This is a genomic window from Lysinibacillus alkalisoli, assembly GCF_014643595.1.
Taxonomy (GTDB): Bacteria; Bacillota; Bacilli; order Bacillales_A; family Planococcaceae; genus Metalysinibacillus; species Metalysinibacillus alkalisoli.
Map to the genome: position 1 here is coordinate 174,363 of NZ_BMJT01000007.1, position 26,842 is coordinate 201,204.

Genomic DNA, 26,842 nt, shown 5'->3' on the forward strand with positions numbered 1-26,842 from the left:
CACTAGTTTTTTTCATTTATTTCATAAAAGGCGGTTAGTCGTTGTTCAAGTTCTTCTTGTTCCACATAATAAAGTGACTGCCACTTCTTTGTAAGTAGTGCTTGTTGACTGATTGGCTCATCCCAAGGTGGGTACACACGCATAGCCATCTTTCCTTTTTGTGACGCTGTTCGTAATATACCTTTTTGCCATAATACTTCTTTAGGAAAAAGAAAGGCACCCTTTTTATTTTGAGGTGATGTCACAACTATCATCGTAAGATCTGGAGCTCCGTCATAAGCATATGCTTGATTGTTGTTTTGGGAGTCTTTGTGCCAAAACACCACAAACTGTCCTGTTTTCTTAGGTGTCACTTTAGCAACACGTAAACGTATCGTGACATGATTTATTGAAAATATACCTGCACCATATGCTTTATTTTGCACTTCTTCTTGACTAGCTTCAACTAGCCATTCATTTGGTATAAAAATCGTTGTATGTAACCATAACATTATTTGTGAATATTCCAATTAAAAATAACTCCTCACCTAGCTGTGAACTAAAAAGCATAGCGTATTTAGTATAGCGAATGGCTACGCATAATACGAGTATTTTACTATACCTTATTAGTGAATGACGAGTTTATAAAAAATAAAACTTACTTCATATTTGAATATTTTGGTGATTATTTTATAATACATATAACAACTTAGTAGGAGGTGAACACAATGTCCTCTCTTTACAATCAAAAATTAGAACTTTCATACTTACATGTGGATGACGAGATTTTTTTAATCGCAACAAATGACGACGGTTTCATGGAAATCATCTTTATCGAAAATCTACATACTAAAGAACGTATCTTCCCCACAAATGAGCAAAATACAAAATATGCCGAAGATCAAACAGCTAAAACATTAGTTGATATTATTAAAGGTGCATAAATCACGTAAAAATCACTCTTAATTATACAGGAGAGTGATTTTTTCTTTTATAGAAATAATGAAAATATATCCATACATCACTAACAAAAAAACCTGCTAAGTCTTGAAATAAGACCTAGCAGGTTTTTGTTGGCATCAATCTCATACAAGATTAAAGCTTGAACGTCCCCAGTAGGATTCGAACCTACGACCGCGAGCTTAGAAGGCCCGTGCTCTATCCAGCTGAGCTATGGAGACACATATCATCTTTTCTAAAAGACAATATTTATTATATGTCTTCCGTTATATAAAGTCAATATGATTTAATCATTTAAAAGTAATTTTGTATCATAAATAGTGTAGTCACAACGATATATCAATAAATATTTGCCATCAATCATCAAACCTGTCGCTTTATCAATATCTGAAGCATAGTAGCTCACATCATCTCCTGCAAAAGTTGCCAACGGTTTACCTGACTGTGAACGAATTAACACCACTTTTTTTGTACCTGTTGTAAAGTTTTTCATATCATTTACCATACGATTTATGAATGGAACAGAACGATTTACTTTATCAATATCTACTGTCTTACTATACTCATTAAAAATATCGACTAAATCTGTATCATAAGCAAGCATACTACTACCCACATGTAACATTTGGTTACCGCCAACCGTAATATTTAATACCGCTGACTTACTCACTATGCTGCCTTCTTTATCTTTAATCGCAAACTTTTCATCTGCTTCAATGCTGATACTTTTCCCTTTAACAGAATCAATCATCTGACTATCTTCATCGTATGTTTGTAAGATTAATTCTCGCCCCACAAGTTCTTCTTTTACATTTCCCATAAACCATTTTACAGCATTACATGAGCTTAATAAAAGTGTTGCAGCTATTAATAATAGCACTAAACGCCATTTCTTCATTCCTTTTATTCTCCTTTAATTTTAAAATATGTATAGAAAGAGATGACAACTGTTGAATACAGCCTGCCATCCCTTTGTTATAATAATGGCATAATAGTCACTTGCCATTGTTGATGTCGCCATTCCACAATAGCATAACCTTCTGGAAGCTCGTTACGAGATTTCACTAAACTGCCTGGATTAAGTAAAGTAACATTATCATATTGTTCAAAGCCAGCACAATGTGTGTGACCAAAACAAACGAGTGATGCGCCAACTTCTTGTGCGCGATAAACTAAGGACAAGGGTGATTGATTTACATGATGTTGATGACCATGTACAATTAATACTTTTTGACCTTCATACAAAAGGACTTGTTCTAGCGAATAGTGTGGGTCAACATCACAGTTGCCCTTCACGATGGTAATCCCAATCAATGCTTCATGGTCAAAAGGTAATTCACTATCGCCACAGTGTATGTAGGTAGCTTGTGGATGCTTAGCTTTCACTTGCTCAATTACAGCTGCACTTCGATGTGAATCACTCATGACAATTAAAGTCATAGTTTTTCCTTTAATTTGGCAATGGCTGCTCCACGATGAGAAATTGTAGATTTTTGTTCTGGTGTCAGCTCAGCCATCGTTTTATTTAATGTAGGAACATAGAAAATAGGATCATAACCGAAGCCATTCGTACCACGCTTCTCAGTGGTAATCTCACCCTCGCACTCGCCACGAACATAATATGTTTCTTTATTCGGTTCCGCCACAGCAATCACACAGACAAAGCGAGCTTGACGATTCGTTTCGCCTTGTAAATTACGCAAAGCTTTTTGAATATTAGCCTCATCATCGTGATCTCCTGCATAACGAGCAGAATACACACCTGGCTCACCATGCAATGCATCAATTGCTAAACCACTATCATCTGCAATGACCATCGTTTGCAACGCTGCGCTTAATGTTTCGGCCTTTAATACAGCATTTTCTTCAAAGGTTGTACCTGTTTCTTCAATGTCCATGTCAGGTGCTACGTCTAACATCGTTACAACCTCATAACCTAACGGACCAAAAATCGCTTCAAAATCTTTTACTTTGCCTCTATTTTTCGTTGCAATTACAACTTGTGTCATGCCTCTTCCTCCTTCTTGCCAATAAGCTGAGCTTGTTCTCCTAAAATAATATTTTGCTGTTCAATTAACTGTTGAATGCCGCCTTCTGCTAAGGCTAATAAGTCATTTAACTCTGCACGTGAGAATGTTGCCTCTTCACCAGTTCCTTGTACCTCTACAAAACGCCCATCCCCTGTCATAACAACATTCATATCCACATCAGCATCTACATCTTCTACATAATCTAAGTCTAGTACTGCCTCTTGATTTACGATACCTACGCTTGTTGCAGCTAAGAAATCTGTAATGGGGAAATGATTGAATGGCTTATCTGCGTGTAACTTTGCAACAGCTTGTACCATAGCGACAAAAGCTCCTGTAATAGAAGCTGTACGTGTACCTCCATCTGCTTGAATTACATCACAATCAATCCAAATTGTGCGTTCTCCTAATGCTTCTAAATCAACTACTGCACGTAACGCACGACCAATTAAGCGCTGAATTTCCATCGTGCGTCCATTGATCTTTCCTTTTGCAGCATCTCTTACTGTACGTTGCGCTGTTGCACGAGGTAACATAGCGTATTCCGCTGTAATCCAACCTTTACCTTGCCCTCGTAAAAAGCCTGGTACACGCTCTTCAATGCTTGCTGTACAAATTACCTTTGTATGCCCTACTTGTATTAATACAGAACCTTCTGGATGCATTAAATAGTTTTCAGTTATTGTAATTTTGCGTAACTGTGTAGCTACTCGTTCATCATGTCTTGTCATTATCATGACTCCTTTTGTTATCAACTTCCTTTTTATCATAACAAAAAAGTGGTTAACCTAATAGTAAAGGTTAACCACTTTCTCACTTTAATGTAATACGTTCAATCGCAAGATGACCTTGTGCTAGCCAATCTTCCGCGATAGCGCGAAAAATAGGGACTGAGCCTGTAGCAAAGAATTGATGTGTCGAAGCTTGCGTCGCTAGCTCACCACGATAACGTAATAAACCTTCCACCTCTTTAGCAGTTTCTTCTGCAGAAGAAAGTACAGTTACTTCAGGTCCAACAGCTTCTTCAATATAGTTTTGTAAAATAGGATAATGTGTACAACCTAAAATAACTGTATCAAAAGATTGTTGTTGCAATGGCTTTAAACCTTCTTGTATTAATTTCCTGGCAAATTCACCCTTATACTCGCCACTTTCAACTAATGGCACAAATGTGGGACAAGCAAGGGGGACGATATGAGTGGACGAATAGAGAGAAGCTAATGCCTCTTCATAAGCGCCACTCTCAATTGTACCTTTAGTAGCTAAAACCGCTACTTCATGCCGTTTTGTCTCTTTGATAGCGGCACGAGCACCTGCGTTTACCACACCTATAACAGGCACAGAAAAATATTTTTGCAAACTATTTAAAGCTACAGCTGTAGCTGTATTACAAGCAATTACTAATAATTTTATACCTTTTTTCTCTAATGCTTTCGCCATTTGCCATGTAAAGTTGCGCACTTCATGACGTGGTCTCGGTCCATATGGACATCTTGCTGTATCACCAATATAATAAATTGTTTCATTTGGTAATAACGTCATAATTTGTTTAGCTACGGTTAAACCGCCAACTCCTGAGTCTATTACGCCTATTGGGGCATTCATATATTCCGCCTCTATCCTGTATACTATTGCTATTTTCGTTTAAAACGAATAATAACAAAATTTTATGCTATATCACAGGTAGCGTCAAATATTTTCCTTAGTTAACACTTGATATTGCGCTTCATCCCACTTCACAGCCTTACCTGTTTTACGACTAATTTGTACTAAAGCACCCCTACCGACAAATGTAACGTCGCCTTTCTGATTCACAGCCATATAATGAAGGTCAACAGAACTGTTTCCGACATGCTGTGGTTGTACGTATAGTTTCAATACATCATCATAAAACATTTGTTGTAAGAAATCACACTGTAAATCTGCAACCACAACGAATGTTTCACTTGTTAACAGTGCTGATGGTTGTAATAATTGGTGGTCAATTAAATAATCCATGCGTGCTAATTCCATAAATTTGAATGCTCCTGTATTATTTAGGTGACCAAATGCATCTAAATCACTAAATACAATGCGAATCTCTTTGTAATAATGGAATTGCTGCTTCCACTCATCCCAATTTGTAATATAACTTTCTTTCATACTAACCCCTCCTTAAACACCCTCATTATAACATTACTACATGTAAATTATAGTTGATATCTGTAAATTTATGCGCTTATACGAGATTATTGTTAGAAGCGATGTATCTATAATACATTTATAGAGTAATAAAATAAAAAGCACCACTGAAGTTTTCCAATGGCACTTGCTGTTATTTCATTGTTCTGTTCTACGGTACTAGAGCATATGCATGTTGTATCATATTTGCCACTAACTGATCAAAATGCTGAAAACGATTGTCTGTAGTTTGTCCCTTTGCATAACGATAATAAATTTGTTGACCAATGACAGCTAATTTAAAGTAAGCAAATATGATATAATAATTCATATTGGCAAGGTCAAAGCCTGTTTTTGCGCTGTATCTTTGTAAAAAATCATCTCTTGTATAAAAACCCGGTAACACGGTTACAGGTGGTTTGCCTAGTGCATATTTTATCGCATCATGGTCATCTTGCTGCATCCAATAGGTCATAGCTACTGCCACATCTGCTAATGGGTCTCCTATTGTTGACATCTCCCAATCAAATAGCCCTACCATCTTTGAACAATCTGAGGTAAACATCGCATTATTTACCTTATAGTCATAATGAATAATAGTTGCTGCTTGTGGTGTAGGCGTATGCTGCTCTAAATAACGCATAATAGTCTCTACACCTTGAATATCTGCTGTTTTCGCACGTTGGTACCTACTAATCCAACCTTTTACTTGCCTTGCCATAAAGCCTTGTGGCTGGGCTATCGTTAATAATTTGTTTGTTGGTGGGATTTGGTGTAAATCAACTAAACCGTCTACCATTGCTTGTGAAATTGATTGTCCTAATGTTGGCTCATACGGTAGTGTTTTTGGCCATGTCGTATCCAATACCATGCCTTTTTTTCGTTCCATAATAAAAAATGGAGCACCAATCCAGTGTTCATCTACTGTAGTGGCATAAACTTGAGGCGCGGCCGTAAACATAGAGCCGATTTCTTGCAAGAAGAAGGATTCCCTTTGCATATCATGTGCTTTTGGCGCTATAGGCCCTAATGGCGGACGACGCAACACAGCCTCCCAATCACCAATTTGTAATAAATACGTTAAATTGGAGTGGCCTGCACTAAATTGCTTAATACACAACTCACCTTGTGGCACATTCGGTATAAATGTTCGTATAAACTGCTCGACATTAGCTTGAGGTAATTGCTCTTCTCTTCTTACTTCTTTCGTTTCTGACATCTTTCCACCCCTTATTGAAACGAGTGAACGTCACATTAGCTGTCATTACTAATCCCATTTAAAATAATTTCCACATAGCTATCCACTAGTGCTAGAGGTGTTATTTCGCCTTGAGGATTAAACCAATTATAACTATAATTACTAATACCTAAAATAGCGAATGTTATTGTATCAGCTCGTAATGTTTGTTTCAACTCTTTATTTTCAATCCCTTGTTGAATTAAGTGCTCGATATTTAAACGAAAAGCATTGCGTTTCGCTTTTATTTTCTCCCCGTTTTCTGCCACTAAGTGACGTATTTCTTTTAAAAAGATTTGTGCGCTCTTTCCTTGGCGCTCAATATCAAAGATTAATAGGCCAATGATCGCTTTAATTTTTTCTTTAACAGATAATTGTTGTGTTAAAATTGTAGTTTGTCGTTGTAATAAATCATCAATGTACGCGAGATGGATCTCCATTAATAAAGCTTCTTTTGAGTCGAAATAATAATAGAAAGTACCTTTTGTCACATGTAATGCATCTACAATATGTTGCACAGACGTTTCTGTAAAACCATTTCGTTCAAAGAGCTCAATACTTTTTGTAATAATTTTTGTTTTCACATTAATCCTCTATTCTGTATATGTTCTTTTCACTTTATCATTTACAGAGCACTTGCACCACCATCAACAGGTAGGATAACACCTGTAATATAATCTGCAGCTGAAGAAGCTAAAAAAATGGCTGCGCCTTTTAAGTCTTCATCACTCCCTAATTTACCAAGAGGTGTTACCTGCATAATATATTCCTGACCATGTTTAATTAATACTTGCGACATTTTAGTGGGGAAGAAACCTGGTGCTAGTGCATTAACACAAATATTATATTGTCCCCATTTAACAGCTAAATCTTTTGTAAATGTAATGATGGCACCTTTACTAGTGTTATAGCCCACCGTTTGCATAAATGCCGGTGTACCACCAAATCCTGCAATAGAGGCAATATTAATAATTTTGCCTTGTTTAGCTTGAATCATATGTTGTCCAACTGCTTTAGACATCAAAAATGTACCTGTCACATTCACATCCATCACTTTTTGCCAGGCTGAGAGAGGCATATCCTCGGCTGGTGTTGCCCAAGAAGCACCACTATTATTAATTAAAATATCTATTTTACCAAATTGACGCATAACTTCTGTCACAAATTGCGTAATCTGTTCTTCATCTGTGACATCGCATTGTGCCCCGTATGCTTGAATACCATATTGTTGCGTTAAACGTTGTGCCATTTCTTCACAAGCACTGCCATCACGCGAGCAAATTGCGATATTAGCTCCTGCCTCCGCATAAGCTGTTGCCATTTGAGCCCCTAAGCCTCTACTTCCACCTGTAATAATTGCGACTCGATTAGTTAATGAAAATAGAGATTGTATCATTTAGAATACCTCCTTATTTTGTAACTGTTTTATTAATAATCTTGCAATTTGTCGACTATGGACTTCGTCTGGACCGTCTGCAATACGTAAAGTGCGTGCATTAGCATAATGGTGAGCTAATATAAAGTCATCACTCACCCCTGCACCACCAAAGGCCTGAATAGCACGGTCGATTACTTTTTGTGCCATGCGTGGTGCGACTACTTTAATCATTGCGATTTCTGTCTTGGCTGCTTTATTGCCAACGGTATCCATCATATAAGCCGCTTTTAATGTTAATAAACGCGCTTGTTCAATTTCCATTTTAGCATCTGCTAGCCATTGTTGAATTACACCATGCTCTGCAATAGGTTGACCAAATGTCTCACGCGATGCTGTACGTTTAATCATTAGCTCTAAAGCACGCTGGGCTGAACCTATTAAACGCATACAATGGTGAATACGACCTGGACCTAGTCTACCTTGGGCTATAGCAAAACCCTTTCCTTCTCCCCATAACATATGGCTAGCTGGCACTCTAACATTGATTAGTTCCACCTCAGCATGACCATGTGGTGCGCTATCATAACCAAATACAGGGAGCATTCTTTTAATGGTCACCCCTTTTGTATCCATTGGTACTAGTATCATAGATTGTTGTTCGTATTTAGACGCTTGCTTTGTATTTCTCCCCATAAAAATCATAAGTTGACATCTTGGATCACCCGCTCCTGATGTCCACCACTTTGTGCCATTTAAAACATATTCATCACCATCACGTATAATGGTTGATTCAATATTAGTAGCATCGCTTGACGCTACAGCTGGTTCTGTCATGCCAAAACATGAACGAATCTCGCCATTCAGTAATGGCTTTAGCCACTTTTCTTTTTGCTCTGCCGTCCCATATTTGATGAGTACCTCCATATTTCCTGTATCTGGTGCATTACAATTAAATACTTCTGGGGCAATAAGCGACCGTCCCATAATTTCACAGAGCGGAGCATATTGTAAATTTGATAAACCTGCTCCATATATTTGATCAGGTATGAATAAATTCCAAAGTCCTTGTGCTTTTGCTCGTTCTTTTAATTCTTCTATAATAGGCGGTACCGTAGCAAAACGACTAGTTTGATGAAGTTGTTCTTCATATAGCTTTTCGTTAGGGTAAATATATGTCTCCATAAACTGCGTTAATTCCCCTTGTAACTCTTGTACTTTTCTATCGTATGAAAAATCCATTTTCCATCCCCCTTTTACATACCTACCAGTCGGTATGTTTATTTCTTATTGTAACAAATCACATTGAAATTGCAAACTTCTTCTCGAAAAAACAAAAAATCCTGCTAACATGTATCGTTAGCAGGAATTATTTTATTTAGTCTACCATATGGTCTGAACCGAAGAAGTTTTTAAACATCTGTACAGTTGCAGCACGGTTTAAAGACGCGATAGAAGTTGTTAGCGGAATACCTTTTGGACAAGCTTGTACGCAGTTTTGTGAGTTACCACAGTTTGCTAAGCCACCATCACCCATGATTGCTTCTAAACGCTCATCTTTATTCATTGCACCTGTTGGGTGCGTATTAAATAGACGCACTTGTGATAATGGTGCTGGTCCAATAAATGATGCCTTTTCCGACACATTTGGACAAGCTTCCATACATACGCCACAAGTCATGCATTTTGATAATTCATAAGCCCATTGACGTTTACGCTCAGGCATACGTGGACCTTCACCTAAATCATAAGTACCATCAATTGGAACCCATGCTTTTACTTTTTTAAGCGCATTAAACATACGGCTACGGTCTACTTGTAAGTCACGTACAACCGGGAATGTTTTCATTGGCTCTAATTTAACAGGCTCTGTTAATTGGTCGATTAATGCTGAACATGATTGACGAGGGCGACCGTTGATCACCATCGAACATGCGCCACATACTTCTTCCAAACAGTTCATATCCCATGCTACTGGCGATGTTTGCTTACCATCTTCAGTAACAGGATTTTTTTGGATTTCCATTAAAGCAGAAATGACGTTCATACCGTGACGGTAAGGAATGCTAAATTTCTCCCAATAACCTTCTGAATTCTGTGTATCTTGACGGAGAATCTCAATCTTTACCATGCGGCCAGTGTTTGCTGTTGTTGGCATAATTAGTTATCTCCTTTCGCACTGTAGTCGCGTTTACGTGGCGGAATCAATGATACGTCAACTTCTTCGTAAGAGATTTCTGGTTCTCCTGTTGCAGGGTTGAATTTCGCCATTGTTGTTTTTAAGAAGTCTTCATCATTACGGTCTGGGAACTCTGGCTTATAGTGTGCGCCACGAGACTCATTACGCAATAATGCTCCTTTTGTAATAACTAAAGCAAGGTATAACATATTTTTCAACTGACGTGTGAATTGAGCACCTTGGTTAGACCATTTTTGCGTATCGTTGATGTTGATGTTATCCCATCGTTTTAATAATGATTTAATTTCTGCATATGCTTCTTCTAAACCAGCATTATAACGTACTACTGTAGCATGCTTTGTCATTAATTCGCCAAGCTCTTTATGCAATAGGTACGCATTCTCTGTACCATTCATTTGCATAATAGCATCCCACTTACCTTGCTCTTCTTTTACGCGATTTTCGTAAATCGATTCTGGTAAGTCTTCTGCACGCTTTTTCAAATGTTTGATATAATCAACAGCTTTAGGTCCTGCTACCATACCACCATAAATTGCTGATAATAAAGAGTTTGCACCTAAACGGTTTGCACCATGTTGAGAATAATCACATTCACCTGCTGCGAATAAACCAGGGATTTCAGTCATTTGATTATAGTCTACCCATAGACCACCCATTGAATAGTGAACGGCTGGGAAAATTTTCATTGGTAACTTACGTGGATCATCACCTACGAATTTTTCATAGATTTCAATGATACCACCTAATTTAATATCTAGTTCGTGCGGGTCTTTGTGTGAAAGGTCAAGGAATACCATGTTTTCACCATTAACACCTAATTTTTGATTGATACATACATCGAAGATTTCACGAGTCGCAATATCACGAGGTACTAAGTTACCATACGCAGGATATTTTTCTTCTAAGAAGTACCAAGGCTTACCATCTTTATATGTCCAAACACGCCCACCTTCTCCACGAGCAGACTCAGACATTAAGCGGTTTTTATCATCACCAGGGATTGCTGTTGGGTGAATTTGAATGAACTCACCATTAGCATAAGTAGCACCTTGTTGGTAAACAATGGATGCTGCTGAGCCTGTGTTGATTACAGAGTTTGTTGATTTACCGAAGATAATTCCTGGGCCACCTGTTGCCATAATAACAGCATCAGAACGGAAGGCTTTAATGTCACTTGATTGTAAGTCTTGTGCAACAATACCGCGACATACGCCGTCATCATCCATAACAGCACCTAAGAACTCCCAGTGTTCATATTTTGTAACTAGACCTGCAACTTCGTGTGCACGAACCTGCTCATCTAGTGCATATAATAATTGTTGACCAGTCGTTGCACCAGAGAATGCTGTACGGTGATGTAATGTACCACCGAAACGACGGAAGTCTAATAAACCTTCTGGTGTACGGTTAAACATAACACCCATACGGTCTAATAAGTGAATGATACCAGGCGCTGCTTCACACATCGCTTTAACTGGTGGTTGGTTTGCTAAGAAGTCCCCACCATATACAGTATCATCAAAGTGAATCCAAGGTGAGTCTCCTTCACCTTTAGTATTTACTGCACCATTAATTCCGCCTTGCGCACAAACAGAGTGTGAACGTTTTACGGGAACTAATGAGAATAATTCAACTTCAGTGCCTACTTCAGCTGCTTTAATCGTTGCCATTAGGCCTGCAAGACCGCCACCAACAACAATTACTTTACTTTTCGCCATGATTAATTCTCACTCCTCTTAATAAATTGCAATTCATTTGCGAAGCTAATTCCTATTTAAGCATTCTGATTGATATTATACGAAAGCTAAGATTGCTGCTACACCAACAATGCTTAAAAGTACGAATACTACGCTAGTTACATAAGTAGCAATTTGTTGTGAGCGTGGAGATTGTGTAATACCCCAGCTTACTAAGAATGCCCATAAACCGTTTGCTAAGTGGAAAGTTGCAGATAAAATACCTACAATGTAGAAGCCAAGCATTACTGGGTTTGATACGATGTCAGCTATCATATTATAGTTAACGTCTGCATCAGCAAATGCTTTTTGGATACGCGTTTGGAAAATATGCCAAGCAATAAAGATCACTAAAAATACACCTGTGAAGCGTTGTAATGTAAACATCCAGTTACGGAATGTACTAAAACGCTTGTTGTTTAACGTTGCTGTAAAGGCAATATATACACCGTAAAATGCGTGGAACATTAACGGAATGTAAATAATTACCCACTCCATGATGTACAATAATGCTGGCGGAACTGATTCCATTAATCCAATAGAGTTGTTGTACGCGTCTTCACCACCAACAGCAGTGAAGTTCATTGATAAGTGGAACACCAAAAACAGACCTACAGGAATGATACCTAATAGAGAATGTAAGCGGCGCCATAAAAATTCTCGCTCTTTCGACAAGACTGTTACCCCCCTTAGTACTTAAAATGACGCGACAACTCATCGTCAATTGATAAAAAAACGACGATTGATTGACTGCGTATTTTAGCATGGTACAATATTATGACAAGTTCATTGTACTCTCTCACCGCTAGGTCGTCAAGGTGACTTTCCGTTTTAAAAGAAGCTGTAAAACGACGCTTTTTACTACAAAAAGCGCTTTCATTCTGCTTCATTCTATGATTTTCTAGACAGGTGAAGTTATAAGAAAATTCAAAAGAAAGTAGGATATACATATGGAAAACGTTTCACGCGCACAAATGCCCGCGTTTGGCTACGAAATCATAAGAGATTTCACACTATCTTCAATATTAGGGAAGAATGAATCCGATATTTTATACTGGGCAGGTAAGGAGCTAGCGCGCAAATATCCGCTTGAAACAGAAGTTGATGTGAATAGCTTTTTTGCTGAAGCTGGCTTTGGCATATTGACATTGCAAAAGGAGTTAAAAGATGGGTATATTTTCGAATTATCCAATGACCCGGCTGTCTTTAATTTTGAAAAGCGAAACTTTCGTTTAGAGGCGGGCTTTCTCGCTTGTCAAATCGAGACGCGCCTTGGTTTCTTAACGGAATGTTATGATGAAAAAGATACAAAGCAAAAAAAAGTGACCCTAACGATAAAATGGGATGCTAAAGCTCCCGTTCGTTAACCTTTGTTACATAACAAATAAAGCATATAGGGACTGACAAATAATAGTCAGTCCCTCTTATATGCTTGTTGCACCTGAGTGATATCATCTTTTTATTGTGCACATGAGATAGCTGTTTCTTCTTGCAACGTAGTGAGTAAATCGATAAAACCCTGTAAAATCTGTAAAGAATAATGCACCATCTCACGTACATTATCAATCGTGCATGACTCTAGTAACGTTTGGGCTGAAATATGTACGTATTTATGCGGTTCTTCTAGTGCAGTGTAGGCAGGGATATGTGCATATTGTTTACGATTAGCATAATACCATTTACCAAATAAACATTGTTCATGAGAGGTAACCCTCCCTCCTTTTCCTGCACCCTTAATCGTATTGCGTAAAAAATTAGCATGGTCTGTTAGACGAGCACTTAATTGGCTAATCACGGTTGTTTCTTTGGCACCTTCGATTGTAGGTAATACAGTATCAAGCATTTCTTGAAATTGCATTTTAATCATCGTTGAGAATTTACTAGTCTCTGATAACTCATACGTAATCGTGGCTAGTTCATCTATCGCACTCGTTGTCATTTCTGAAGTCTCTGTCATTTGTTCAATGCCTATTGTAGCTTCTTCTAGTTGGATGGACGTATGGGACAAATTCGTAACATCTTTTTCCACTTCATCTAATATGGTAGAAGTAAATGCCTCCACATGTTCCATATTTGTCATTACTTCTGTAGTGCTATCTTCTACCACGGAACGAATCATCGTCACTTTAGCTAGGGAATCTTTAGAATGATTTGCTAGTTTTCCTACCTCTGCCGCAACAACGCTAAATCCTTTGCCATGCTCCCCAGCTCTAGCTGCTTCAATAGACGCATTCAGTGCTAGCATCTTAGTTTGATCTGCGATATCTGTCACACCGTTATTAATCGCATTCATACGTTTAAGCTCTTCTCGCAATTGTTCCATAGCTGCTTTACCATCATAAATTTTACCTTTTACTTCGCCACTATTCGCCATTACTTGTTGCATACGCGCGACTAGTGTTTGTGCCACCGCTTGAATTTCCTGCATATTAGCACTCATTGACTGCTCAACACTCAACATTTCTTCTGATGTCGCAGCTAATTGTCTACACGTCGCAGATATTCCTTCAACACCAGCTGCAACTTGTTCAACATTCAATGTGGTTTGGAAATTAACAAGCTCAACATGTGCCATGACAAAATTCAATAGTGCATTGCGTATATCTACCGTTTCTTCTGCACGTTTTATTTTTGTATGTAACACTGCTAATTCTTGCACAACAGCGTCATATTCTTCTTTACTCACCTTTTCTTCTACAGGCGATTTTTCGCGTTGAAATCGTTTGAATACCAAAACAAATTCCCTTCTTTCTGTATGTTACTATGGTTTGTAAAGCCCCCCGCTCCTTAAGTTAATTCCTAACTTATGAACCACACCCTCTTTTTTTATTAGGTAATATGCCCTCTTTAACGTATTTCATAATAAAGGTTTTGTCAATCTATCGAAATAGAGGATTTTTAATTCATGTCAGCTTAAAAATATCCTTTAATATCAATACGTTAGCTATGATTAATAACATTTTCTACATAAAAAAAGCAGCAGATCCTAACATAGGATATACCGCTTCACTTCAGGTTTCAACTGTGCTTATTTTGCACATGTTATAGTTTTAAACTTCTGTCGTTAATTCAAACTCACCATGTAATGTTTTAGCTGCATGAATCATTTCCTCTTGAGGCACAACTACAGATACTTTAATTTCAGAAGTACTTACCATTTTTACTTCGATACTTGCCTTAGCTAAACAATCAAACATTCTTGCTGCCACACCAGGATTAGACGCCATAGCAGAACCAATAATGGAAACTTTGGCTAAACCAATCTCAAAATCAGCAAAAGCAAAACCAAGCTGCGCTTTATGATCCTCTAATACTTTAATCGTTTCGGCAAATTGTTCTTTAGCAATCGAGAAGGAAACAGTGGGTTGTATCTCATTCAAACGTGCTTGTACGATAATATCTACATTAATATGATGTTGCGCTAATTTATTGAATAAAGCAGATAAAGATACCTGTTCTTGCTGTTCATAACCTACCGTTAACCGAATAATATCTGCTTCGAAAGCTACACCACGTACAATCATATCTTTTTCCATTTCTTTCTCCCCTTTAACAATCGTTGCTTTTTGTGATAATAAACTCTTCATAACAATCGGCATTTCAAACTGCTTAGCTAACTCAATAGCTCTTGGATGAATCATATGAGCGCCGAGATGTGCAAACTCTAATAACTCATCATATGAAATTTCTGTTAAATGAGTTGCCTCTGTTATCACGGATTGATCTGCTGTATGAATGCCATCATGTGTGGACAAAATCATTACTTGCTGTGCGTTAATTTGTTGAGCCATCGCTACCGCTGTTGCTTCTGCTCCACCCTCACCAAGATATGTTACTTCTTGCTTTGTCATACCTTGATTGCCACCAATCACAACAATACAACCTTTTTGTAACGCATTATTTACTTCTGTGGGCCTTATGTCTGTAATACGTGCTGCCAAATAACTGGCATCTGTATATACGCCTGCTTGCCTAGCCGTTAAAGCTAGCGCGGGCATACCTGCATTTTGTAAAGACATGGCTAATGTTGCACTTGTTTGCTGTGCACTCGCTGCATACCATAAGGCTTGCTCTCGCTGTAAAGTTTGTGTGGGAAAATCTGTGTGAACGCCTGCTGTAATGACTACTACTTGATGCGTGTCATGTAATTGTTTAATTTGATCGACTACTTGTAATGTACTGTCTATAGATTGCAATGTTTGCGCACCTATTTTTACTACTATAACTGCCATATTTTTTGCCTCCTTATACAAAAAAGCCTATACGAAATTTCGTATAGGCTTGACCGTGTCATTGTTATTACACTGGATAGCTCAACGAAATACTATTTCGACAGTCTTACACTTATTCAATGCAAAACCAGTTTGTTGTATAAAGCAATACACAACAACTTCGGCAAGTATCCCTTTCATGTATCTTCAAAGAGTTTGCTTACTCTCCAACACACTACTCTTACTACTTGCGCCTCTATCTAATATGGAATTATATTTACAATAGCACACTACTGTTTTTTCTGCAATGCAGCCTGTGTAAAATAGGCGACAATTTGTTCGCTAATTTTCGTAGGCATACCCGCTTCTTCTAATGCGGCTTGACTTGCTGTTTTAATATTTTTAATTGAGCCAAATGCTTTTAAGAGCTGTTGTTTCCTTTTTGGTCCGATTCCTTCAATATCATCTAATACTGACTTCACCGTTTTCTGGTCTCTTTGTTGACGTAAAAATGTAATCGCAAAACGGTGAACTTCATCTTGAATGCGCTGTAATAAATAAAAACCATCGCTCGTTCTTTTTAACGGGATAATCCCTAGTGGTTCGCCGTATAATAGTTCCGCTGTTTGGTGTTTATTATCCTTGGCTAAACCTGCAATAGGAATGAATAGTCCTAATTCATCTTCTAACACTTCTTTCGCTACCGTAATTTGCCCCTTACCACCATCTACAATAATGAGATCTGGTAAAGGTAAGTTCTCGCGCAGTACGCGACTATAACGGCGCCTTAACACTTCACGCATGGCGCCGTAATCATCATACTCCGACGTATCTCGCAATTTAAATTTACGGTACGCTTTGCGATCTGGTTTACCATCTACAAAAACAACCATTGCTGAGACAGCATCCGCCCCGTGCATATGACTATTATCAAATGCCTCAATATGTAGAGGTGGATAAATATTCATCGCTTGGCCTAACTCTTCACAAGCACCTACTGTTCGCTCTTCTTGACGCTCGATTAATTGAAATTTTTCATTCAGCGCAATAGTCGCATTTTTAGCTGCTAATGCTACCAACTCTTTTTTATCACCACGTTGCGGTTGCCATACTTTAACCTGTAACAACTCATATAATAAAGCAGCATCTACACCTTGTGGCAATAATACTTCTGCAGGTTTAAAATGGGCAGGCTCTTCATAAAAGCGCCCTACAAATGTTAAAAATTCTTCCTCTGGCTCTCGGTGCATAGGAAATATGGAAACATCTCTCTCGATCAGTTTACCTTGACGAATAAAGAAAACTTGTACACACATCCACCCTTTGTCAAAAGCATATCCGAAAATATCGCGATTCACTTTATCTTTTGAGATAATTTTTTGTTTCTCCATAATGGTTGTAATGTGTGTAATTTGGTCACGTAACTCCTTAGCCCGTTCAAATTCTAATGCCTCTGCTGCTTGAAACATTTTCTGTTCTAACTCAGCCTTTACTTCATCTACACCACCATTAAGAAAATGCGTGATACCTTGAACAATTGCGTTTGTCTCAGCCTTTGTTACTTCCTTGACACAAGGTGCTAAACATTGGCCTAAATGATAATACAAACAAACTTGCTTTGGCATTTTTACACATTTTCGCAAGGGATAGATGCGATCCAAAAGTTTTTTTGTTTCATTAGCTGCATACGCATTAGGGTATGGGCCAAAATATTTCGCTTTATCCCTTTTTACTTTACGAGTTGTGATGAGTCTTGGATACTTTTCATTGGTGATTTTAATGTAAGGATATGTTTTATCATCTTTTAGCATCACATTATATTTCGGGTCATGCTTTTTGATTAAGTTTAGCTCTAAAACTAATGCCTCTAAATCTGACGAAGTTACAATATATTCAAAATCATGAATCTCACTCACTAGACGAGCTGTCTTGCCATCGTGACTACCCGTAAAATAAGAACGCACACGATTTTTTAATACTTTGGCCTTGCCTACATAAATAATGGTACCTTGATCATTTTTCATTAAATAACAACCTGGTAACGTGGGTAATAATGTTAACTTATGTTGAATGAGCTCATTCATATATTCGCCTCCAACAACAACAAAGACCGAGCCACTTAAGTGTCCCGGTCTTTTTGCTGTGTTTATTAATTACGCATGTTTTTCAACGAATGATTGTAAAGCTTCTTTAGGTTGGAAGCCCATTGTTTTGTCAACAAGCTCACCATCTTTAAATAATAATAAAGTAGGGATCGACATAACTTGGAACTCAGCAGCTGTGCTTTGGTTCTCGTCTACGTTTACTTTAACAATTTTCGCTTTACCTTCTAATTCTGTTGCTAGCTCATCTAGAACTGGCGCAATCATCTTACATGGTCCACACCAAGCAGCCCAGAAGTCTACTAATACTAAACCATCTTTAATTTCGTTTTGGAATGTTGCATCTGTTGCATTAATTACTGACATTGAATATTTCCTCCTTTAATCTATCTACACTAAGTAGTATAGCGCGCTTATTTAATTAACGCGAATGTTTTGCTCATGATATACCATTTTGTATATTATGAGGCTCACCTAGCTGAATTACCCTGTGAGGTATTTTCATTATACCGTATAGATGTTATTTTTGCATAGCATAATGACTTCTTTTATTACTTTAGTTTAATAATATTCCCATTGTATCGTTTGCTATATATGTAAACGAGCGATGACCTATTTCGTGTCATCGCTCGTTTATTTTGAAATGTAGCTATTGTTTATGATCCCTGTGCTTACAACTTATGCATTTTGAATCTTTTTAAATTCTTCAATTAGTAATGGTACTACTTCAAACAAGTCGCCCACAATACCATAATCCGCTACGTTAAAGATATTTGCTTCTGGGTCTTTATTAATTGCCACAATAATTTTTGAGTTAGACATACCTGCTAAGTGTTGAATTGCACCCGAAATACCTGCTGCAATATATAAATCTGGTGTTACAACTTTACCCGTTTGACCAATTTGTAAAGAGTAGTCGCAATATTCTGCATCACATGCGCCACGTGAGGCACCTACTGCACCACCTAATAGGTCAGCTAATTGCTTTAATGGCTCAAATCCTTCTTCTGACTTCACGCCACGGCCACCAGCAATTACTACTTTTGCTTCTGATAAATCTACACCATCTGTTGATTTACGCACTACTTCTTTAACAATGGTACGTAGGTTAGTAATATCTACTGATACAGCTGAGACATCTCCTGAACGTGAATCATCTTTTTCTAATGGTGTAATATTGTTCGGGCGAACGCTCGCTAGGTGAATGCCATCCTTGATTTGTACTTTTTCAAATGCTTTACCTGAGTAAATAGGGCGAACGAACGTATGCTCATCTCCATTGCTCTCGATCGCTGTAACATCTGAAACAAGGCCAGCTTTTAACTTACTTGCAATTTTAGGTGATAAATCTTTACCTAATGCAGTGTGACCAAATACGATGCCTTCTGGATTCTCTTGCTCGATTACAGCCATCAATGCTTGGCTATAACCATCAGATGTATACTGTTTTAAATGAGGATGCTCAACTGTAACGACACGGTCTGCACCATATGCAATCATTTCTTGTGCTAAACTTGCTACTGCATCACCTAATAATACAGCTACTACTTCGCCACCGTTAGCAATTGTTTTTGCTGCTGCAATGGCCTCAAACGATACATTACGTAAGCTACCTTCACGTGCTTCACCTAATACTAATACTTTTTTCGTCATAGTTTATTCCCTCCGTTACCTTTATAACTTATCGATTAAATTACTTTTGCTTCTGTGTGTAAGAGATTAACCAACTCTTTAACTTGGTCTGCAATGTCGCCTTCTAATACACGACCTGCTGCCTTTTGAGGTGGTAAGAAGATATCTACTGTTGCCGTTTTTACTTCCACATCATCTTCATCGATATCTAAATCATCTAACTCAAGCTCTTCAAGCGGTTTTTTCTTCGCTTTCATAATACCTGGTAAAGATGGGTAACGTGGTTCATTTAACCCTTGCTGTGCTGTGATTAATAATGGGAGTGATGTTTCTAACACTTCTGAATCCCCTTCAATATCACGTACAATTTTAGCTGTTGAGCCATCTACTTCTAAACTTGTAATGGTTGTTACATAGTTAATGTCTAAAAGGTCTGCAACACGTGGTCCTACTTGACCTGAACCGCCATCAATTGCTACATTACCTGCTAAAATAATATCTGCTTCTTTATCTTTTAAGTACTCTGCAATAATTTCTGCAGCTGCGTACTCATCTAATTCATCTAAATCATCTTCTGTATTAATTAAAATTGCTTCATCTGCGCCCATTGCTAGAGCCGTACGTAGTTGCTTCTCGGCATCTTCGCCACCTAAAGTTACCACTGTTACTTTACCACCATGCGCGTCACGTAATTGAATTGCTTCTTCTACTGCGTACTCATCATAAGGATTAATGATGAACTCAGCACCATCTTCTTGAATTTTACCGCCTGAAACAACGATTTTTTCCTCCGTATCAAATGTACGTTTAACCAATGCATAAATATTCATACAATCAGACCTCCTGAAGCTTTTTTAAAATTCACTACATTTATAAAATAACACATTTTCTAAGTAAAGGGAGTTATTTTCCTTTAAATTGTGGTTCTCGCTTTTCTAGAAAAGCTTGAATGCCTTCTTTTGCGTCTTCAGAAACAAAGACATGGCCAAATGATTTAGCCTCTGCCTCCATACCTTCATAAAATGAAGCTGGTTTAGCAAATTGCAACATACGAATAGCTTCTTGTAACGCTATTGGGCTTTTCTTTGCAATTTTCTTTGCAATTGTTAATGTGGATTCCAATAAGGCTTCATCTTCAAATGAACGGTTGGCTAATCCCCATTGAACTGCTTCCTCACCACTTATTGGATCACTTGTGAACATCATTTCGGCTGCTTTTGCCATTCCCACATAACGTGGCAAACGTTGTGTTCCTGCAAACCCTGGTATTAATCCCAATTGTAATTCTGGTAACCCTAGTTTTGCTTTATGTGTCACAAATCGTAAATGACAAGCCATCGCTAACTCTAAGCCTCCACCGAGGGCCGCTCCGTGAATAGCTGCTATTACAGGCTTTTTAAACGTTTCAAGACGTTCAAAAACATCTTGACCTGCTTTAGCTAACTTGCTAAATTCTTCTCCGCTGCTCACATCTAAAAACTCTTTAATATCTGCTCCTGCTGAGAAGAAACGACCTTCACCATGCAGAACGACAACACGTACATTGTCATCATGTTCTACCTCGTTTAATAATTCATCTACTGCTTGAATCATTCCTCGAGATAAAGCATTGGCTGGTGGACGGTTAATCGTGGCTATTGCAACGCCATCTTCTGCTTTCCAACTTAAAAAATTCATGTTTACACCCCTTTTTAAGCTTGAATCCCCTTCAATAAGAGCTGTTGTACTTTAGGTATTACGGAATGTAAATCGTAGCGCCACTCGTTCATTACCCACGAAGTAATCGCTTCATCAATTGTTCCAAATACCATTTGTCGCGCTAAACGCACATCCATTGTCGTATTAAATTCCCCTGACAGCATACCTTCAATTAAAATTTCGTCTAACAACTTCAAATATTCACGTAATATTCCGTTAATTTTAAGTCGCAATTCCTTATTGGATTGTCGCAATTCTAATTGTGTTACGGTAGCTAAATGTTTGTCTGACGCTAACACCTCAATATGATTTTTTATCATCAAGCATAATTTATTGGAAGAAGTTCCTCCATCTTCTATTATAGCTTGTAATGACTCTATGAATACCCCCATCTTTTCTTCAAACATTGAAATTAATATGTCTTCTTTGTTTTTAAAGTAAAGATAGATTGTACCATCTGCGACGCCAGCCTGTTTTGCAATTTTTGCAACCTGTGCTTGATGGTAGCCATTCTCGGCAATAACAATCACTGCGGCGTCAATAATTTGTTTATATTTGGGTTTATTGCGTTTCATGCTATCACCACCACACAAAATAAAAAGAGATATGAATGACCATTCATTCATATCTCAATCTTATACTATGCTATTTTTAATGTCAAATGTTATTTGTCGTTATTACGCTTCTACGCTCGATAACTTCGCTTTTTCCTCATCTATGAGTGTACGACGTAAAATTTTCCCAACTGTTGTTTTAGGCAAATCTTTACGAAACTCATACTGTCTAGGCACTTTATATGCCGCTAAGTTTTTTCGACAATACGTATTTAACTCTTCTGACGTCACTTGTTTGCCTTCTTTTAATACAATAAAGGCTTTTACTGTTTCACCGCGATAAGCATCTGGTACACCGATCACGACACACTCTTGAATCGCTTCATGTTCGTATAATACTTCTTCTACCTCGCGCGGATAAATATTAAATCCACCTGCAATAATCATATCCTTCTTGCGATCTACCACATAGAAGTAACCATTCTCATCCATATAACCTAAGTCACCTGTTAACAACCAACCGTCTTCTGTAAACGTTGCTTGTGTCTCTTCAGGGCGCTCCCAATAACCTGTCATCACTTGAGGGCCTTTAATGACAAGCTCACCAACTTCACCAAATGCCATATCCACATGATCGCCAATACGTACAATTTTCGCATCTGTATCAGGCCATGGTATGCCAATCGAACTGCGTACTCTTTGACCCCATATTAAGTTAGCATGCGTTACAGGGGAGGTTTCTGTCAATCCATAGCCCTCAACTAATTTACCCTTTGTCGCTTCTTCAAAGCGTTCTTGTACTTCAACAGGTAGAGGAGCAGAGCCACTAATACAGGCTTTAATTGATGTTAAATCATACTTATGCAAATCAGGATGATTTAATAACCCGATGTATAGCGTTGGCGCTCCTGGGAATAATGTTGGTTTTAGCTTATGAATCGTTTTCAATGTCGTTAACGCATCAAATTTAGGTAATAATATCATTTTATTCTTTGTTAACACAGATAGCAACATGACAGTTGTCATACCATAAACATGGAAGAATGGTAAAACTCCTATAATTGACTCTTCTCCATGCTTACATTTATATAACCATGCGTCACACATCATCACATTTGCTGTCAAGTTTTTATGTGTTAACATTACCCCTTTAGGATAGCCGGTTGTGCCACCTGTATATTGTAACAATGCGAGGTCTTTATCATAATCAAATGCCATTTGAATGGGTGCTGCTACACTACTTTTCATAATGTCCATAAATAAATGATTAGCCCCACTATGTTTGACGTGAACTGTAAAGCCAACATCCTTTTTCTGAATAAATGGGTACACAACATTTTTAGGGAATGGCAGGTAATCTTTAACAGCTGTTATAATCACATCCGTTAATGCCGTTTGTTTCATCACCTTCATCACGCGTGGATATAAAATATCTAACGCTACAATGACTTTGGCGCCTGAATCAATTAATTGATACTCTAATTCACGTTCTGTGTAAAGCGGATTTGTTTGCACAACAACGGCACCAGCATACATAGCACCATAATAGGCGATAACACCTTGTGGACTATTAGGTAGCATAATGGCAATCCGGTCCCCTTTTTCAATCCCCAAAGTTAATAAGTAATTCCCAAACTTTAAAGAGGACTCATACAATTCACGATACGTTAATTCGCGTCCTAAAAAGTGAATGGCAATCTTATCAGGTGTTTCTTCAAATGCACGCGTTAAAAAATGTTGTACAGGTACTTTTTCGTATGTCAAAGAAGTGGGTATTTCTTGTGGATAATTAGCAAACCATAATTTATCTTCCATAAATATTCTCCCCCTTATTCCTATCATTACATTAAATTATATGTAATTTTTACAAGATATACAACTTAATTCAGAAATTTTAAACTTTTTCGATTTATTTTATGAGTCACTATTCAATATTATTCCCTTTTAATCCCTTAATAAAACGTCTTAATATTATTGTAATGTATAAATTCAGACAGGTGTTTTTTATGTAAAATATAAAAAACCTCAAATAATATCACATTGCTACGATACCATTTGAGGCTAAATACTATTTATTTTAAAACATTAACCAATACACACCAACTAGGATAAATAAAATACAAACTACGATTAATATTTTCGCTAATTTTTCCATTACCATTTGCTTGTCACTCTCCTATAAGACGATACTCGCACCAATTACAAATGATAGCCCAAATGAGATCGTAAAGGAAATCAAACCTACTGCAATATTCCCATTTTCAATTTCTTCATCAATCTTAAATGTAGGTGTTAAAATTTCATATAAATAATAAGCAATAATTAATAAAATAAAACCGAAAACACCCCAGGCAATCATTTCACTAAATGAACTATGACGCTCAACTGAATAGCGAAAAATATTACAAACACCCATAATTTTACCGCCTGTCGCTAAGGCTACGGCTACGTTACCATTTTTTATTTCTTGCCAATTTTTATATTTCGTCACCACTTCGAATAATGCCATTGCCACAATTAAGCAAAGAACTACTACACTAAAATAGCCTAAAGTTTCGACAATTGGATATTTCCAAAAGCTTTGACTTAACATGCTAACCCCTCCTTACTTAAACTGCACAACTGTTACACCATAGCCACCTTCGCCTGGCTCGCCAAAGCGGTAACTTTTTACACGTGGATGTTTTTTTAAATATGTTTGAATACCTTCACGCAATGCGCCTGTACCTTTACCATGAATAATAGATACTTGGTGATAATTAGCTAATAAAGCATCATCAATATATTTTTCTGTGCGCAAGATAGCATCTTCATATCGCTCACCACGTAAATCAAGGTCTAACTTTACTGCGTCACGGCGGCTACGCATCGCTGTTGTACGTATTTCAGGTTCTTTTTCAGGTTTGATGTATACTAAATCACTACTTGGTAATTTCATTTTTAATATCCCGATTTCCACTACGTATTCATCATTGGCTAACTTTTCAGCAATTATACCTCGCTGACCATACGTAAGCACTTTAACTTCATCGCCCACTTTTAAATTAATAGCACGTTCACGTACTTGAATCGCTTTCTTCAACACTTTATTTTGAGGCGCTGCTTCTTCTAAGCGCTTTTTAGCATCAATAATCTCATGCTCTTTAATAGCGCTAGCTGCTTGCTTTTTCATCTTTTGCAAGTCTGTAATTACTTGCTCTGCTTCATATTTAGCTGAGTTAACAATCGTTCTTGCCTTGTCCTTAGCTTTATCCATTAAGGCCTCTTTTTTAGCTTCATATGCTGCGACTTCTTGCGCTAATTCCTCACGCAATAATTGTGCTTCTTGTAAAAGACGGGCTGTTTCTTCGGCATCATCCATAGATTGCTTGCGCGATGTCTCTAATGAAGCAATCATAGACTCTACTGCTCTTGTATCTGTGCCTGTAAACGTTTTAGCATGTGCAATAATATGTTCAGGTAACCCGAGGCGACTTGATATTTCAAAAGCATTAGAACGTCCTGGCACACCAATTAGTAAACGATACGTTGGACTTAATGTCTCTACATCAAACTCCACACTCGCATTCACTACACCTTGGCGATTATAACCATACGCCTTTAATTCCGGATAGTGTGTCGTTGCCATGACTCTAGCACCTTTTGCATGCACCTCATCTAATATGGATATTGCTAAAGCTGCCCCTTCTTGTGGGTCTGTCCCTGCCCCCAGCTCATCAAAAAGTACGAGTGAATTTTCATCAAACGCAGCTAAAATGTCTACAATATTCACCATATGTGAGGAGAAGGTTGATAATGATTGTTCTATAGATTGTTCATCCCCAATATCTGCAAATAGCTGTTCAAATACAGCCAATTCTGAGCCATCTAAAGCTGGGATTGGCAATCCTGCTTGCGCCATTAATGTACATAATCCTACTGTTTTCAATGTCACCGTCTTACCACCTGTGTTAGGCCCTGTGATAACGATAGCTGTCACATCTTTACCAAATGTAATATCGTTTGGAACAGCTGTTTCGATTGGTAACATAGGGTGTCTTGCACGCATTAAATGAATGCGCCCGTCTTGGTTAATTATAGGCATCGTGCATTTATTTACTTGACCATATTTACTTTTTGCTAAAATAGCGTCCACTTCGCCTAACTGTTTAACTAGGTGGAATAATTCGGGTGCAACTTCTTGTACCAATACGCTTAATGCTTGTAAAATGCGCTCAATCTCTTCTTGTTCTTTCATTTTTAAACGATGTACTTCATTATTCGCTTGTACAACAGCATCTGGTTCAATAAATAATGTTTGTCCTGAAGCGGATTGATCATGCACAATCCCACCATAATGATAACGATACTCCTGTTTAACAGGAATGACATAACGATCATTACGAATTGTTACAATTTGATCAGATAACATTTTTGCTGCATTACTTCCTCTAATCAAACTTTCTAGCTTACTGCGTACTTTAGCCTCTTCAGCGCGTAAAGACTGTCGGATAGAACGCAACGTTGAACTTGCGCTGTCAGCTACTGTGCCATTATCATCAATGCACATGTTAATTTCATTTTGCAAACCTGTTAGTTGTGGCAAAGCATCACGTCTTGCTAAAAATAAAGGAATAGCAATTTCTTGTTCTTCTTCAATTTCTGTCAAAAATGAACGTAATATACGACTTGCTCTAATCGTACTGGATATCTCCATTAACTCCATAGCTGCTAACACGCCTCCAATTTGCGCGCGGCGTGCCGATGGACGAATGTCAAAAATACCACCTAAAGGTACGTTCCCTTTCACTCGGAGTATAGCTAACCCCTCATCCATTTCAGCTAATAAATGCGTTACTTCTTCATACTTCGTAGCAGGCTGCAATTGTTCAATCGCGTGCCTTCCAATGATTGATGTACAATGTTCTGCTACGTGTGCAATAATTTTATCAAATTCTAATGTTTTTAATGCGCGTTCTGCAATCATTT

At 37.8% G+C, this 26,842-nt stretch carries 27 protein-coding genes, 1 tRNA gene and 1 riboswitch; of the genes, 2 read left to right on the top strand and 26 right to left on the bottom strand.

Annotated features, from left to right (window positions below; all coding sequences use genetic code 11):
* Positions 1-2 precede the first annotated feature (2 nt).
* A complete protein-coding gene (locus IEW44_RS11660) occupies positions 3-509 on the bottom strand; it encodes a MepB family protein (RefSeq protein WP_229704229.1) in 507 nt (168 codons plus the stop codon).
* A gap of 198 nt (positions 510-707) precedes the next feature.
* Here IEW44_RS11660 and IEW44_RS11665 point away from each other — a divergent pair, with 198 nt between their 5' ends.
* Positions 708-923: a hypothetical protein gene (locus tag IEW44_RS11665; protein ID WP_188615224.1), complete on the top strand. Its 216-nt coding sequence runs from the start codon at positions 708-710 to the stop codon at positions 921-923.
* Positions 924-1,086: 163 nt separating this feature from the next.
* On the opposite strand, the gene IEW44_RS11670 is transcribed toward IEW44_RS11665, so the two are convergent.
* The 14 genes from IEW44_RS11670 to IEW44_RS11735 all read right to left on the bottom strand — a co-directional run bounded on the left by IEW44_RS11670 (position 1,087) and on the right by IEW44_RS11735 (position 12,352).
* A tRNA-Arg gene (locus IEW44_RS11670) sits at positions 1,087-1,160 on the bottom strand.
* Positions 1,161-1,225: 65 nt separating this feature from the next.
* Positions 1,226-1,837 carry a DUF5052 family protein gene (locus IEW44_RS11675; protein ID WP_188615225.1) on the bottom strand — a complete coding sequence of 204 codons (612 nt, stop codon included), beginning with the start codon at positions 1,835-1,837 and terminating at the stop codon, positions 1,226-1,228.
* A gap of 77 nt (positions 1,838-1,914) precedes the next feature.
* A complete protein-coding gene (locus IEW44_RS11680; RefSeq protein WP_188615226.1) occupies positions 1,915-2,379 on the bottom strand; it encodes a YfcE family phosphodiesterase in 465 nt (154 codons plus the stop codon).
* Positions 2,376-2,948, bottom strand: a complete 573-nt coding sequence (locus tag IEW44_RS11685; RefSeq protein WP_188615227.1) for an XTP/dITP diphosphatase — start codon at positions 2,946-2,948, stop codon at positions 2,376-2,378. Before IEW44_RS11685 ends, IEW44_RS11680 begins: the two co-directional genes overlap by 4 nt.
* Complete coding sequence (gene rph / locus IEW44_RS11690; protein WP_188615228.1) at positions 2,945-3,700, bottom strand: ribonuclease PH; 756 nt, start codon at positions 3,698-3,700, stop codon at positions 2,945-2,947. Before rph ends, IEW44_RS11685 begins: the two co-directional genes overlap by 4 nt.
* Positions 3,701-3,782: 82 nt before the next feature.
* Entirely contained in the window at positions 3,783-4,574 is a 792-nt protein-coding gene (gene racE / locus IEW44_RS11695; RefSeq protein WP_188615229.1) for a glutamate racemase, read from the bottom strand.
* An 84-nt stretch (positions 4,575-4,658) separates the two neighbouring features.
* Complete coding sequence (locus IEW44_RS11700; protein ID WP_188615230.1) at positions 4,659-5,111, bottom strand: acyl-CoA thioesterase; 453 nt, start codon at positions 5,109-5,111, stop codon at positions 4,659-4,661.
* Between the two features lie 190 nt (positions 5,112-5,301).
* Positions 5,302-6,348, bottom strand: coding sequence for a phosphotransferase family protein (locus tag IEW44_RS11705; protein WP_188615231.1), 1,047 nt, complete (start codon positions 6,346-6,348; stop codon positions 5,302-5,304).
* A gap of 35 nt (positions 6,349-6,383) precedes the next feature.
* Complete coding sequence (locus IEW44_RS11710) at positions 6,384-6,950, bottom strand: TetR/AcrR family transcriptional regulator (protein WP_188615232.1); 567 nt, start codon at positions 6,948-6,950, stop codon at positions 6,384-6,386.
* Positions 6,951-6,991: 41 nt separating this feature from the next.
* Positions 6,992-7,762: an SDR family oxidoreductase gene (locus tag IEW44_RS11715; RefSeq protein WP_188615233.1), complete on the bottom strand. Its 771-nt coding sequence runs from the start codon at positions 7,760-7,762 to the stop codon at positions 6,992-6,994.
* On the bottom strand, positions 7,763-8,983 hold the full coding sequence (locus tag IEW44_RS11720; RefSeq protein ID WP_188615234.1) for an acyl-CoA dehydrogenase family protein: 1,221 nt from the start codon (positions 8,981-8,983) through the stop codon (positions 7,763-7,765).
* A 136-nt stretch (positions 8,984-9,119) separates the two neighbouring features.
* Positions 9,120-9,899, bottom strand: coding sequence for a succinate dehydrogenase iron-sulfur subunit (gene sdhB, locus IEW44_RS11725; protein WP_188615235.1), 780 nt, complete (start codon positions 9,897-9,899; stop codon positions 9,120-9,122).
* Positions 9,900-9,901: 2 nt separating this feature from the next.
* Positions 9,902-11,659 (bottom strand): succinate dehydrogenase flavoprotein subunit, encoded by a 1,758-nt coding sequence (gene sdhA / locus IEW44_RS11730; protein WP_188615236.1) that lies wholly within the window; start codon positions 11,657-11,659, stop codon positions 9,902-9,904.
* Between the two features lie 75 nt (positions 11,660-11,734).
* The gene (locus IEW44_RS11735; protein WP_188615237.1) at positions 11,735-12,352 is read right to left on the bottom strand and encodes a succinate dehydrogenase cytochrome b558 subunit; all 618 of its coding nucleotides are present in this window, start codon (positions 12,350-12,352) and stop codon (positions 11,735-11,737) included.
* A gap of 275 nt (positions 12,353-12,627) precedes the next feature.
* Between IEW44_RS11735 and IEW44_RS11740 the strand changes: the two genes are divergently transcribed.
* Entirely contained in the window at positions 12,628-13,044 is a 417-nt protein-coding gene (locus IEW44_RS11740) for a YslB family protein (RefSeq protein ID WP_188615238.1), read from the top strand.
* 92 nt (positions 13,045-13,136) lie between these two features.
* Here IEW44_RS11740 and IEW44_RS11745 read toward each other — a convergent pair whose 3' ends face one another.
* From IEW44_RS11745 to IEW44_RS11795, 11 genes are all read right to left on the bottom strand, one after another.
* Positions 13,137-14,411 (bottom strand): methyl-accepting chemotaxis protein, encoded by a 1,275-nt coding sequence (locus IEW44_RS11745; RefSeq protein WP_188615239.1) that lies wholly within the window; start codon positions 14,409-14,411, stop codon positions 13,137-13,139.
* A 316-nt stretch (positions 14,412-14,727) separates the two neighbouring features.
* The gene (locus tag IEW44_RS11750; protein ID WP_188615240.1) at positions 14,728-15,909 is read right to left on the bottom strand and encodes an aspartate kinase; all 1,182 of its coding nucleotides are present in this window, start codon (positions 15,907-15,909) and stop codon (positions 14,728-14,730) included.
* A 69-nt stretch (positions 15,910-15,978) separates the two neighbouring features.
* Positions 15,979-16,155, bottom strand: a riboswitch (Lysine riboswitch).
* A gap of 23 nt (positions 16,156-16,178) precedes the next feature.
* Entirely contained in the window at positions 16,179-17,972 is a 1,794-nt protein-coding gene (gene uvrC, locus IEW44_RS11755) for an excinuclease ABC subunit UvrC (protein ID WP_188615241.1), read from the bottom strand.
* Positions 17,973-18,041: 69 nt separating this feature from the next.
* Positions 18,042-18,356 carry a thioredoxin gene (gene trxA, locus IEW44_RS11760; protein WP_188615242.1) on the bottom strand — a complete coding sequence of 105 codons (315 nt, stop codon included), beginning with the start codon at positions 18,354-18,356 and terminating at the stop codon, positions 18,042-18,044.
* A gap of 312 nt (positions 18,357-18,668) precedes the next feature.
* On the bottom strand, positions 18,669-19,643 hold the full coding sequence (locus IEW44_RS11765) for an electron transfer flavoprotein subunit alpha/FixB family protein (protein ID WP_188615243.1): 975 nt from the start codon (positions 19,641-19,643) through the stop codon (positions 18,669-18,671).
* A gap of 35 nt (positions 19,644-19,678) precedes the next feature.
* Entirely contained in the window at positions 19,679-20,452 is a 774-nt protein-coding gene (locus tag IEW44_RS11770; RefSeq protein ID WP_188615244.1) for an electron transfer flavoprotein subunit beta/FixA family protein, read from the bottom strand.
* Between the two features lie 73 nt (positions 20,453-20,525).
* Entirely contained in the window at positions 20,526-21,299 is a 774-nt protein-coding gene (locus IEW44_RS11775; protein ID WP_188615245.1) for an enoyl-CoA hydratase, read from the bottom strand.
* A 14-nt stretch (positions 21,300-21,313) separates the two neighbouring features.
* Positions 21,314-21,895, bottom strand: a complete 582-nt coding sequence (fadR, locus tag IEW44_RS11780; RefSeq protein ID WP_188615246.1) for a fatty acid metabolism transcriptional regulator FadR — start codon at positions 21,893-21,895, stop codon at positions 21,314-21,316.
* 102 nt (positions 21,896-21,997) lie between these two features.
* Positions 21,998-23,689: an AMP-binding protein gene (locus IEW44_RS11785; RefSeq protein WP_188615247.1), complete on the bottom strand. Its 1,692-nt coding sequence runs from the start codon at positions 23,687-23,689 to the stop codon at positions 21,998-22,000.
* 361 nt (positions 23,690-24,050) lie between these two features.
* Positions 24,051-24,467 (bottom strand): DUF350 domain-containing protein, encoded by a 417-nt coding sequence (locus IEW44_RS11790; RefSeq protein WP_188615248.1) that lies wholly within the window; start codon positions 24,465-24,467, stop codon positions 24,051-24,053.
* A gap of 12 nt (positions 24,468-24,479) precedes the next feature.
* Positions 24,480-26,840, bottom strand: a complete 2,361-nt coding sequence (locus tag IEW44_RS11795) for an endonuclease MutS2 (protein WP_188615249.1) — start codon at positions 26,838-26,840, stop codon at positions 24,480-24,482.
* Positions 26,841-26,842 lie beyond the last annotated feature (2 nt).